The sequence below is a fragment of the Nocardia sp. NPDC051833 genome (assembly GCF_040681225.1).
GTDB lineage: Bacteria > Actinomycetota > Actinomycetes > Mycobacteriales > Mycobacteriaceae > Nocardia.
This window is the reverse complement of sequence record NZ_JBFAYK010000001.1, coordinates 3,771,721-3,783,744: the sequence shown is the minus strand read 5'-3', so window position 1 is coordinate 3,783,744 and position 12,024 is coordinate 3,771,721. Positions and strand designations below refer to the sequence as shown.

Here is a 12,024-nt window from a genome sequence, read left to right as displayed (position 1 = left end):
CTACGCCGAGGCCAGCGCGTCGAGCTGGTCGAGGGATTTGTCCAGCTGGGTGCGGCCGTCCTTCTCCACCGCCTTGCCCAGCGCGCCCTTGATCAGCGCGCCCTCGAAGTCACCGGAGACCAGGATGGTGCTGCCCGCTCCCGACGGCTGGATGTCGAAGGTGAATTCGGTACGGACACCGGCCATTCCGGCGCCGGTGAGGGTCAGCCGGTTCGGCACCTCGACCGCCTTGACCGTCCATTCCATCTTGTTGGCCATGCCGAGCATGACGATCTTGGCGACCAGCGCGGCGCCCTCGGCCAGCACGGCGGGCGGTTCCTCCATGAACTTCTCGTGGATGGTGAACCACTTGTCCCAGGTCTGTGGGTCGGAGACGACAGCCCACAGCGCTTCCGGGGTGGCGGTGACGGTCTTGGTGGCTTCGATGTGTCCCATTGCGGTACTCCTCGTGCTGGTCAGCGCACCGCGCGCTGGTAGGCGGTGACCACGGCGGCGCCGCCGAGGCCGATGTTGTGCTGCAGGGCGGCGGTGACGTCGCCGACCTGGCGTTTGCCCGCGGTGCCGCGCAGCTGCCAGGTGAGCTCGGAGCACTGGGCCAGGCCGGTCGCGCCGAGCGGGTGCCCCTTGGAGATCAGGCCGCCGGAGGGGTTCACCACCCACTTGCCGCCGTAGGTGGTCTGGCCCGCGTCGATCAGCTTCCCGGCCTCGCCCTCGCCGCAGAGTCCGAGCGCCTCGTAGAGCAGCAGCTCGTTGGCGGAGAAGCAGTCGTGCAGCTCGATCACCTGGAAGTCGTCGGCGCCCAGGCCCGCCTGCTCGTAGACCTTCCGCGCGGCGGCGACATTCATGTCGTAGCCGATGAGGTTCTTGGCGGTGCCGTCGAAGGTCGAGGCGTAGTCGGTGGTCATCGCCTGCCCGACGATCTCGACCGCCCGCTCCGACAGATCGTGCCGGTCGACGAACGCCTCGCTCGCCAGGATCGCCGCGCCGGAACCGTCCGAGGTCGGCGAGCACTGGAGCTTGGTGAGCGGGTCGTAGATCATCCGCGAGGCCAGGATGTCGTCGAGCGAATACTCGTCCTGGAACTGCGAATACGGGTTGTTCACCGAGTGCTTGTGGTTCTTGTGACCGATCTTGGCGAAGTGCTCGGCGGTGGTGCCGTAGCGCTTCATGTGCTCGCGCCCGGCCGCGCCGAACATCCACGGCGCCACCGGGAACAGCACCTCGGAGATCTCGGCCAGCGCCATGACGTGCTTGGCCATCGGCTGTTCACGGTCGTCCCAGGTGGAGCCGAGTGAACCGGGCTGCATCTTCTCGAAGCCCAGCGCCAGCGTGCACTCGGCCAGCCCGCCCCGGATCGCCTGCGCCGCCAGGTAGAGCGCGGTGGAGCCGGTCGAACAGTTGTTGTTGACATTGACCACCGGGATGCCGGTCATCCCGAGTTCGTAGACCGCGCGCTGACCGGAGGTCGACTCGCCGTAGACATAGCCGACGTAGGCCTGCTCGACCTCGCGGTAGTCGATGCCAGCGTCGGCCAGGGCCTTGGTGCCCGACTCCCGCGCCATATCCGGATAGTCCCAGGCCCGGGTGGTTCCGTCGGCCTCCTCGACCAGCTTGCGGCCCGGCTTCTCGAACTTCGTCATCCCTACGCCGACCACATAGACCTTGTTCGTCATCGAACTCCCATCCTCAGGCTTGCGCACAAACATACAGCTCTGCATGTATCTTCACAACGGTTTCCGTGACCCCGGTCACCATCCGCCCGCGTAACAGCGGCGTAACGGTTCGGAAAATTGGTGTCTACATCCATCGAGCACCGTCGGTGAGCCGCCGAATTCGACGGCCGCGTGGATGAGGGAGAGGGAAAATGGCCGGAGCGGACACCGCTGCCAAAGAAACACTTGAGGACTACACGCTGCGTTTCGCCCCGCGGAGCTACCGCAAATGGAGCCCGGCGGTGGTCGGCATCTCCGCTCTCGGCGGCATCGCCTATCTCGCCGATTTCGCGATCGGCGCCAATATCGGAATCGCGCACGGCACCGGAAACGCGCTGATCGGCATCGGTATCTTCGCCGTCGTCGTGATGCTGACCGGATTTCCGCTCGCCTATTACGCGGCGCGCTACAACATCGATCTGGATTTGATCACGCGCGGTAGCGGATTCGGCTACTACGGCTCGGTGATCACCAATATCGTGTTCGCCTCGTTCACCTTCATCTTCTTCGCGCTGGAAGGGTCGATCATGGCCCAGGGCCTGGAATTGGGCCTCGGAATTCCGCTCTGGATGGGCTATCTGGCGTCGACGGTGATCATCTTCCCGCTGGTCATCTACGGCATGAACACCCTGGCCAAGCTGCAGGTGTGGACCACGCCGCTGTGGCTGCTGCTGATGGTGGCGCCGTTCGGCTTCCTGCTGGTGCGCCACCCCGATTCGGTGGGCTCGTTCTTCGCCTACGGCGGCGAGAACGGGGGCGGCGTGAGCGTGTCCGGCGCGCTGCTGGCCGCGGGCGTCTGCCTGTCGCTGATCGCCCAGATCGCCGAGCAGATCGACTACCTGCGGTTCATGCCGCCGCGCACGCCGGAGAACCGGGCCAAGTGGTGGGGCTGGATGCTGCTCGCGGGTCCGGGCTGGGTGCTCTTCGGCGCGGCCAAGCAGGTCGTCGGCCTGTTCCTCGCGGTCTACCTGATCGCCAATCTGCCCGCCGCGCAGGGCATCGCGAACCAGCCGGTGCACCAGTTCCTGGAGATCTACCGCGATATGGTGCCGGGCTGGCTGGCCATGACGCTGGCCGTCGTGCTGGTGGTCATCAGCCAGATCAAGATCAATGTCACCAACGCGTACTCCGGCTCGCTGGCCTGGACCAACTCCTACACCCGGGTGACCAAGACCTACCCCGGTCGCCTGGTGTTCCTGGTGGTGAACCTCGGTGTGGCGCTGGTGCTGATGGAAGCGAACATGTTCGACTTCCTCAACAACATCCTTGGCTTCTACGCCAACTGCGGCATCGCCTGGATCGTCACCGTGGCCACCGACATCGCGGTGAACAAGTACCTGCTGAAGATCTCGCCGAAGGTGCCGGAGTTCCGGCGCGGCATGCTCTACGACTTCAACCCGGTCGGCCTGGTCGGCTTCGGCCTGTCGGCGGTGCTGTCGATCATGACCTTCTTCGGCCTCTTCGGTGAGCTGCTGAAGCCGTACTCGCCGCTGGTCGCGGTGCTGGTGGCCTTCGTCGCGACGCCGCTCACCGCGATCGCCACCAAGGGCAGGTACTACCTGCGCCGCGCCGACGACGGCATCGAGCTGCCGATGTTCGACGAGCACGGCAACCCGTCGGGCGATCTGCTGCCGTGCCACGTCACCGGCATGGAGTTCGAGCGCCCGGACATGATCGCCTCGGCGATCCCCGGCCCCGAGGGCGAGATCCAGTACATCAGCTCCCTCGCCCTGTCCACCGACCGCGAAGGCAAGCACCTACTGCCCCGCCAGCACTGATTTCACGACCGAAGGCCGTACCCGGCGAACACCTTTCGCCGGGTACGGCCTTCGTCGTGGTCAGAGAAGTTTGCGGACCAGCGGCAGCGGCAGGGTGCGCAGGGCGAAGGCGATGGGGATCCAGGGCCAGTCGGGGACGTAGGCCTTGGCGCGGCGCTTCTCGATGGCGGCGACCATGGCGCGGACGCCGGTCGCGGTGTCCACCATGAACTTCGGCTCGTGTTTGATGCGGTCGTTCATCTCCGAGCGGATGTAGCCGGGGTAGATCACCGAGATGTCCACGCCGGGGACGGCTTCGGCGCGCAGGCCCTCGGCCAGGGCCGCGACGCCCGCCTTGGTGGCGGCGTAGGTGGTCAGGGTCTTGGGCATGCCGCGCAGGCCGGAGATCGAGGAGATCATCACCAGGTGGCCGCGGCCCTGGGCGCGGAAGATCGCCATCGCGGCCTCGGTCTGCGCCAGGGCGGCGAGGAAGTTCACGACGGCGGTCTCGCGATTGGCGGCGTGCCTGCCGATGCCCAGCGGCGCGCCCTTGCCGAGTCCCGCGTTGACGACGACGCGGTCGATCGCGCCGAATTCCGCGGCGAATTCGTCGAAGACGGCGAACACGGCGGCGTCGTCGGTGACGTCGAGCTGTTTCACCGAGACGGCGCGGTCGGGATGCGCGGCCAGGATCTCGGCGCGCAGTTCGTCGAGGCGTTCGGTGCGCCGGGCGCACAGGCCAAGGTCGTAGCCGAGGGCGGCGAACTGGCGGGCCATCTCCGCGCCGAGGCCGGAGCTGGCACCGGTGATCACGATGGTGCCCCGGCTCACGACGCTACCGCCGGTGCCGGTAGGGGCTCGATGTGCGATTCCATGTGCTCACGCTAGTCATCCGGTGCCCGCCGACGGAACCGTTCCCTGCGGAATGGGCGGCCGACCGCGACGTTCCCGGGTGCAGGACACCGACCAGCCCCGCGACCACTGGGCCCCTGATCGGCCGAGCGCCGAACCCTGATCAGGGGGAACCAGCGGCGATCACGGCGGCCGCAGCGGCGCGCAGGTCGACCATGGCGCGACGCCAGCGGCGGTGCGCGCGGTCCGGGTCAGGGACGACGAAATTGGCGACGAGGATGCCGCGCAGCGCGTCCATCGCGGTGTAGGCGAAGTCGCGGGCGCCCTTGCGGCGCAGGTCGTCCGGGATCAGCTCGGCGACCGCGCGCAGCACCGCCGTGTTGACCAGCGGTTCGACCTCTTCCATCGCCGCGGCCAGCACCGGATCGGTCCGGCCCGCCACCCAGAGTTCCACCGTCGCGATGAACAGTGGCCCCTGATGCAGGTCCCACAGGAACTCGAGCGCGGCACCCACCGGATCGTCACCCACCCGGACCTGCGTCATCTCGCTCATCGCGGCGGCGACCCGCCGTTCGGCCAGGTGCTTGATCGCGGCGACGACCAGATCGTGCTTGGAGCCGAAATGGTGCACCTGCGCCCCCCGGGTGACGCCGGCGCGTTCGGCGACCCGGGGCGTGGTGGTGCCCGCGTACCCGTACTCGACCAGGCAGTCGATGGTCGCGTCGAGCAGGCGGACGCGCATCTCGCTGCTGCGCTGCTCCTGCGTCCGCCGCGGCGGCTTGTCGGCTGCGGTGCTGGTCATCGGCCGATCCTACCGCTTACATACAGACCTGTTGGTAAGCGGGAGTCCGCGGTCGCACCGGAATACCGCCGTGGCGACGCCACGCGTGTGCGGCGTCGGCACGAGCGGCATCCCGCGCGTCACCGCACAGCGACCAAGCGCGCGGTGTTCGCGGCGATGTCGTCGCCCGCCTGGTTGGCGGCCAGCTCGGCGTGCACCCGGTCGAAGTAGCGGTTGATCTCGGCGTTGGCCGTCTCGTCGTCCCAGCCGAGCAGCGGCGCGATCAGCCGTGCGATCTCCGGGGCGGCCGCGAGCCCGCGATCGGGCACCTCGATGGAGATGCGGGTGCGGCGGGTGAGCAGGTCGTCCAGGTGCAGCGCACCCTCGTGGGTCACCGCGTAGACGGCCTCGGCGGCCAGGTAGTCGGGCGCGCCCGGCAGCGGCTGACGCAGTGCGGGATCGGTGGCGACGAGGTCGAAGAGGTCGGTGGCCAGCGCGCCGTAGCGGCCGAGCAGGTGCTCGACGACCTCGACCGGCAGCCCGACGGTGGCTGCCAATTCCGCGGCCTCGGCCAACATTTCGCGGTAGCCCTGCGCGCCGACGATCGGCAGCTGCGCGGTTCCGGAGGCGGGGATGTCGCCGCCGAGGCGGGCGGTGACGGCGTCGACGACGTCGGCGGCCATCACCCGGTAGGTGGTGTACTTGCCGCCCGCGATCACGAACAGGCCGGGCGCGGGCTCGGCGACGGCGTGCTCGCGCGAGAGCTTGGCCGTCTCCTTCGACGCGCCGGTCATCAGCGGCCGCAGCCCGGCGTAGGTGCCGACGATGTCGGCCCTGGTCAGCGGCTCGCGCAGCAGCGCGTTGACGTGGTCGAGGATGTACTGCACGTCGGCGGCGGTGGCGGTGGGGTGGTTCTTGTCCAGCGACCACGCGGTGTCGGTGGTGCCGATGATCCAGTGCTCGGCCCACGGGATCACGAACAGCACGGACTTCTCGGTGCGCATGATCAGGCCGGTGTGCAGGTCGAGCCGGTCACGCGGGACCAGGATGTGCACGCCCTTGGACATCCGCACGTGGAACGGGAAGTCGACGCCGGTCATCTTGATCATGTCGTCGGTCCACACGCCGGTCGCGCTGATCACGCTGCGGGCCCGGATCGTGTGGGCGACACCGGTTTCCAGGTCGACCACGTGCGCGCCGACGACCTGCTCGCCGTCGCGCACGAGGCCGGTGACCCTGGTGCGGGTCAGCACGGTCGCGCCGTGGTCGGCGGCGGTCCTGGCGATCATCATGGTGTGCCTGGCGTCGTCGACCTGGGCGTCGTAGTAGCGGATCGCGCCGGTCATCGCGTCCGGGCGCAGCGCGGGCGCGAGTTCCAGTGCGCCGGAGCGGGTCAGGTGCTTGTGCATGGGAACGGCCCGCGCGCCACCGAGGGTGTCGTAGAGGGCGACGCCGGCGCCGATGTAGGCGCGCTCCCAGACCCGGTGCTGGAGCGGGAACAGGAACGGCACCGGACGCACCAGGTGCGGCGCGAGCGAGTTCAGCAGCAGCCCACGCTCTTTGAGCGCCTCGCGGACCAGCGCGAAGTCCAGCTGCTCCAGGTAGCGCAGGCCGCCGTGGATGAGCTTGGACGACCGGCTCGAGGTGCCTGCGGCGAAGTCGCGGGCCTCCACGAGGGTGACCGAGAGACCGCGCGAGGCGGCGTCGAGTGCGGCGCCGGCACCGGTCACGCCGCCGCCGATCACCAGCACGTCGACCTCGTGGTCGCCGAGCGCCGCGATCGCCTTGTCGCGGTAGAGGGAGTCCAGGGGAACGGACACGGCTTGCTCCTTGTCGAGGTGATCGTTCATCAGTCGAGTTCGGCCCAGTCGAGGGTGCGTTCGACGGCCTTGAGCCAGCGGCGGTAGCCGCGCTCGCGCTGCTCGTCGGACCAGGAGGGGAACCAGCGGACGTCTTCGTGCCAGTTCGCGAGCAGTTCGTCGGTGGAGTCCCAGACGCCGACCGCGAGGCCGGCCGCGTAGGCGGCGCCGAGCGCGGTGGTCTCGGCGACGACCGGCCGCGAGACCGGGACGCCGAGCAGGTCGGCCTGGATCTGCATGGCCAGCTTGTTCATGGTCACGCCGCCGTCGACGCGCAGCGTCGCCAGCCGCACGCCGGAATCGCGCTGCATCGCCTCGACCACGTCGCGGGTCTGGTAGGCGATGGATTCCAGGGTCGCCCTGGCCAGGTGGGCGTTGTTGCTGTAGCGCGAGAGGCCGACCACCGCGCCGCGCGCGTCGGGTCGCCAATACGGCGCGAACAGCCCGGAGAACGCGGGCACGAAATACACCCCGCCCGCGTCCTCGACCTGGCCGGCCAGGTCCTCGATCTGCGCGGCGCCCGCGATGATGCCGAGCTGGTCGCGCAGCCACTGCACGGCCGACCCGGTGACCGCGATCGACCCCTCCAGCGCGTAGACGGGTTTGTCGTCGCCGAACCGGTAGGCGACCGTGGTGAGCAGGCCGTGCGCCGAGCGCACGATGTCGGTGCCGGTGTTGAGCATCAGGAAATTGCCGGTGCCGTAGGTGTTCTTGGCCTCGCCCGGCTGGAAACACACCTGCCCGACGCTCGCGGCCTGCTGGTCGCCGAGGACCCCGGCGATCGGGACCGCGCCCTGGAACGGCCCGTCGGGGTTGGTGGTGCCGAAGCCGGCCGGGTTCGACGACGGCGCGATGGCGGGCAGCATGGCGCGGGGGATGTCGAAGACGCGCAGCAGTTCGTCGTCCCAGGCCAGCGTCTCGAGGTCCATCAGCATGGTGCGCGAGGCGTTGGTGGGATCGGTGACGTGCACGCCACCGCGAATACCGCCGGTGAGGTTCCAGATCAGCCAGGTGTCGAGGGTGCCGAACAGGGCGTCGCCGCGTTCGGCATCGGCGCGCACGCCCTCGACATTGTCGAGGATCCAGCGCAGCTTGCCGCCGGAGAAGTAGGGCGCGGGCGGGAGTCCGGTGCGCTGGCGGATCAGGTCGGTGTGACCGGCGGCGTCGAGCGCGGCGATGATCCGGTCGGTGCGGGTGTCCTGCCAGACGATGGCGTTGTAGTACGGGCGGCCGGTGTGGCGGTTCCACACGACGGTGGTCTCGCGCTGGTTGGTGACGCCGATCGCGGCCAGGTCGGCGGCGGTGAGGTCGGCCGCGGCGAGCGCGGTCTTGACGACGGTGCGGGTGCGTTCCCAGATCTCGTCGGGGTTGTGTTCGACCCAGCCGGGTCGCGGCATGATCTGCTCGTGTTCGAGCTGATGCCGGGCGACGACGGCGCCGCCGTGGTCGAAAACCATGAAACGCGTCGAGGTCGTGCCCTGGTCGATCGCGCCCACATACCGATTCATCGTGGTCCTTTCGCGCGGGCTCACCGTCGAGCCCGACACCACGCTAGGAACGGCCCGACCGCGCCGCCACGGCTGCCGTTCGACAATGCTGAACGCTCGGGCTGATAGGTTCGGGCGGTGCCGGGTCCGATCCAGTCGATCGAGCGAGCCGCCGCCGTGCTGCGGCTGCTCGCGCGCGGATCGGGACCGATGGCGGTCGGCGAGGTCGCCGCCGCCCTCGACCTGGCCAAACCCACCGCGCACGGCATTCTGCGGACCCTGCTCGGGGTGGGGTTCGTCGACCAGGATCCGGCGACGGGCCGGTATCTGCTCGGGCCCGCGCTGGGTGAACTCGGGACCGATCACCTCGATGTCAACGAACTGCGCTCGCGGGCGATCCACCGCGCCGACGCGCTCGCGTCGCGGACCGGCGAGTCGGTGCGGATGGCGGTCGCTCGGCCCGCCGGAGTGACGGTGGTGCACCACGTGTTCCGGCCGGACAACACCGAGCAGGTACTCGCGGTCGGCGAGGTGCTGCCCGCGCACGCCACCGCACTGGGCAAGGTGCTGCTCGCCTACGACGCCGCGACGAATCCCGGTGCCCTGCAATCATTCACGCACCGCACTATCGTCGACCCGACAGCGCTGGACCGCGTGATCGGCGAGGTCAGGCGGACCGGCTGGGCCGGCGAGGTCGAGGAATACCGCTCCGGCGAGGCGGGCATCGCCGCGCCGATCCGGGCCAGAGGAGGACTGGTGGTCGCCGCCATCGGGATCTCGGGACCGACGGATCGACTGTGCGACAACCGGTTGCGGATCCGGCCCGCCGCGGTGGAGCAGGTACGCGCCGCCGCTCAGGCCGTGCACCGCGATCTCGGTGCGGCGCGATGAACGGGAGGCTCCGGTGACGCAACGGTATGTACTCGCCCTCGACCAGGGCACCACCTCCACCCGCTGCATCGTCTTCGATCGGCACGCCAGGCTGGCCGGGCTGGCCCAGCGGACCCACCGTCAGCGCTATCCGCGCTCGGGGTGGGTCGAGCAGGACGCGCTGGAGATCTGGCGGACAGTCGAGAAGATCGTGCCCGCGGCGCTGCGCGATGCCGGGATCACCGTCGAACAGGTGGCGGCGATCGGGATCGCCAATCAGCGCGAGACCACCGTGGTGTGGGATCGCGTGACCGGGGTGCCGGTGCGGCCCGCCATCGTCTGGCAGGACATCCGCACCGAGGAACTCGTCGAGCGGTTCCGGGAAACGCCCGGCGCGCACCGGATCACGGAGCTGAGCGGACTGCCGCCGGCCACCTACTTCGCCGCGCCCCGGCTGCGCTGGCTGCTCGACCACGTCGACGGACTGCGGGCGCGGGCCGAACGCGGCGAGGTGCTGTTCGGGACCATGGAGTCCTGGCTGATCTGGAACCTCACCGGCGCGCACGTCACCGACGTCACCAATGCCGGGCGCACCCTGCTGATGAACCTGGCGACCCGGCAGTGGGACGCGGAACTGTTGCGGTTCTTCGACATTCCGCGCGCCATGCTCCCCCGCATCGAACCGTCGACCGGCGATTTCGGGACCGCCCGCACGGTCGCGCCCGGCGTCCGGATCGGCGCCGCCCTCGGCGACCAGCACGCCGCATTGTTCGGCCAGACCTGCTTCGCGCCCGGCGAGACCGAATGCACCTACGGCACCGGCGGATTCCTGATGATGAACACCGGCGCCGAACTGATCCGCTCCAAGCACGGACTGCTCACCACCATCGGCTACCAGGTCGGACCCGACCCGGTGTACGCGCTGGAGGGCCCGATCGCGGTCACCGGATCGCTGGTGCAGTGGCTGCGCGACATCGTCGGCCTGATCGCCACCGCGCCCGAGATCGAGACCCTCGCGAGCACCGTCGACGACAACGGCGGCTGCTACCTGGTCCCCGCCTTCTCCGGGCTCTACGCACCGCACTGGCGTAGCGACGCGCGCGGGCTGCTGATCGGGCTGACCTCCTACGTCACCAAGGGCCACCTGGCGCGCGCGGTGCTCGAGGCCACGGCGTGGCAGACCCGCGATGTCGTCGAGGCGATGAATGCCGACGCCGGACTGCGGGCGACATCGCTGCGGGTGGCGGGCGGGATGGCGGCCAACAATCTGCTCATGCAGATCATCGCCGATGTCCTGGGCGTTCCGGTGATGCGTCCGCTGGTGACCGAGACGGTCTCGCTCGGCGCGGCCTACGCGGCCGGGCTCGCCGTCGGGTACTGGCCGGATCTGCAAGGGCTGCGGCGCAATTGGCGGGTGGCGGCGCAGTGGGTGCCGCAGGCCGAGCGCGCCGTGCGCGACGAGGAGTACGAGCGGTGGCAGCGGGCGGTGCAGCTCAGCGTCGGCTGGGCCCGACCGGCGGGCGGTACGTCGGCCGAGCGATAGCCCCGCACGATCCCGACCGGTCGTTCACGAATACGGACGTGGACTCAGCCCAGGATCGAGACGGCCACCCGGCCCGCGTCGCGCAGGCGGGTGGCGGAATTGGGCGCGCGCTCGAGCACCCAGACACCCTGGAAGAAGACGACCAGGAAGCGGGCCATGGCCCTGGTATCCGCGTCGGGCGGCAGTTCGTCCTGCGCGCGGGCGCGCGACAGCGCGGAGAACAGCGCCGTTTCGGTGCGCGCCCAGCTGGATTCGACCAGCCGGGCGACATCGGCGTCGCGGGCGGCGAGCTCGACCGCGGCGGTCGTCACCAGGCAGCCGAGGAATCTGTCCGGTGCGCAGGACTCGCGCACGACCCGGTCGACCAGCTCGCGGATCGCGGGCAGCGCCGGTCCGGGCTGGGCCAGGACCGCGGTGATCATCTCGTCGACGCGTTCCAGGTGGCGTTGCAGCGCCATCATGAACAGTTCGTGCTTGCTGCCGAACGTGGCGTAGATGCAGCCCCTGGCGATCCCGAGATGCTCGATCAGATCCGCGATCGAGGTCGTCTCGTAGCCGCGCTGCCAGAACAGCTCCAGCGCGCGGTCCAGGACCACATCGGGGTCGAATTCTTTGGTACGCGCCACTTTCCGAGCATACCAACGTCTATTGCGACCGATTGGTCATGTATGCGAGACTGCGGGTCCCGCACTGCCTGTCCGCGGCGGGTTCGTGCGCGCACTCGCCGCCGGGGCGGTCGGCGAGTGCGCGACGCGCGTCAGCCCAGTGCCGCCAGGGCGTCGACCTCGAACAGCATGCCCGGCAGCGCGAGCGCGGCGACCCCGAGCAGGGTCTGCGCGGGTGGACGATCACCCCAGATCTCGGCGATCTTGGCGCCGAGCACCTGTAGCTTGTCCAGGTCGTGGTCGACGATGAACGTGCGCAGCTGCGCGACGTCGGCGTAGTCCGCGCCCGCGGACCGCAGGGCGATCCCCAGATTCACGAACGCCCGATCCACCTGCTCACCGAAATCGGTACTGGTGGTGTGCCCTTCGGCGTCGGAGTCGTACTGCCCCGCGATGAGAACCAGTTCACCGGTCACCCGCGCGACATGGCTGTACCCGAACCCCGTCGGATCGTGCAGCTCGGACGGGTTGCTGATCACTACTGACATGACACCTTCT

General features: G+C 69.4%; 11 protein-coding genes. 3 read left to right on the top strand and 8 right to left on the bottom strand.

Annotated elements, in window-relative coordinates; genetic code table 11:
• Together AB0L91_RS17110 and AB0L91_RS17105 are read right to left on the bottom strand one after the other, a co-directional pair.
• Entirely contained in the window at nucleotides 1-435 is a 435-nt protein-coding gene (locus AB0L91_RS17110; RefSeq protein WP_355271572.1) for an SRPBCC family protein, read from the bottom strand.
• A gap of 20 nt (nucleotides 436-455) precedes the next feature.
• Nucleotides 456-1,673 (bottom strand): lipid-transfer protein, encoded by a 1,218-nt coding sequence (locus tag AB0L91_RS17105; protein ID WP_365010923.1) that lies wholly within the window; start codon nucleotides 1,671-1,673, stop codon nucleotides 456-458.
• A 191-nt stretch (nucleotides 1,674-1,864) separates the two neighbouring features.
• Here AB0L91_RS17105 and AB0L91_RS17100 point away from each other — a divergent pair, with 191 nt between their 5' ends.
• Entirely contained in the window at nucleotides 1,865-3,490 is a 1,626-nt protein-coding gene (locus AB0L91_RS17100) for a hypothetical protein (protein ID WP_365010920.1), read from the top strand.
• A 60-nt stretch (nucleotides 3,491-3,550) separates the two neighbouring features.
• Here AB0L91_RS17100 and AB0L91_RS17095 read toward each other — a convergent pair whose 3' ends face one another.
• From AB0L91_RS17095 to glpK (AB0L91_RS17080), 4 genes are all read right to left on the bottom strand, one after another.
• Nucleotides 3,551-4,300, bottom strand: coding sequence for an SDR family oxidoreductase (locus tag AB0L91_RS17095; RefSeq protein WP_365010917.1), 750 nt, complete (start codon nucleotides 4,298-4,300; stop codon nucleotides 3,551-3,553).
• Nucleotides 4,301-4,484: 184 nt separating this feature from the next.
• Nucleotides 4,485-5,123: a TetR/AcrR family transcriptional regulator gene (locus tag AB0L91_RS17090; protein WP_365010914.1), complete on the bottom strand. Its 639-nt coding sequence runs from the start codon at nucleotides 5,121-5,123 to the stop codon at nucleotides 4,485-4,487.
• Nucleotides 5,124-5,242: 119 nt separating this feature from the next.
• Nucleotides 5,243-6,922, bottom strand: a complete 1,680-nt coding sequence (locus AB0L91_RS17085; protein WP_365010912.1) for a glycerol-3-phosphate dehydrogenase/oxidase — start codon at nucleotides 6,920-6,922, stop codon at nucleotides 5,243-5,245.
• A gap of 29 nt (nucleotides 6,923-6,951) precedes the next feature.
• Complete coding sequence (gene glpK / locus AB0L91_RS17080; protein WP_365010908.1) at nucleotides 6,952-8,469, bottom strand: glycerol kinase GlpK; 1,518 nt, start codon at nucleotides 8,467-8,469, stop codon at nucleotides 6,952-6,954.
• A gap of 117 nt (nucleotides 8,470-8,586) precedes the next feature.
• On the opposite strand from glpK (AB0L91_RS17080), the gene AB0L91_RS17075 reads away from it, so the two are divergent.
• Nucleotides 8,587-9,339, top strand: coding sequence for an IclR family transcriptional regulator (locus tag AB0L91_RS17075; protein WP_365010905.1), 753 nt, complete (start codon nucleotides 8,587-8,589; stop codon nucleotides 9,337-9,339).
• A 13-nt stretch (nucleotides 9,340-9,352) separates the two neighbouring features.
• A complete protein-coding gene (glpK, locus tag AB0L91_RS17070; RefSeq protein WP_365010903.1) occupies nucleotides 9,353-10,861 on the top strand; it encodes a glycerol kinase GlpK in 1,509 nt (502 codons plus the stop codon).
• Between the two features lie 44 nt (nucleotides 10,862-10,905).
• On the opposite strand, the gene AB0L91_RS17065 is transcribed toward glpK (AB0L91_RS17070), so the two are convergent.
• On the bottom strand, nucleotides 10,906-11,487 hold the full coding sequence (locus tag AB0L91_RS17065; RefSeq protein WP_365010901.1) for a TetR family transcriptional regulator: 582 nt from the start codon (nucleotides 11,485-11,487) through the stop codon (nucleotides 10,906-10,908).
• A gap of 131 nt (nucleotides 11,488-11,618) precedes the next feature.
• Nucleotides 11,619-12,014, bottom strand: a complete 396-nt coding sequence (locus AB0L91_RS17060) for a Rid family hydrolase (RefSeq protein ID WP_365010898.1) — start codon at nucleotides 12,012-12,014, stop codon at nucleotides 11,619-11,621.
• Between the last annotated feature and the right edge of the window lie 10 nt (nucleotides 12,015-12,024).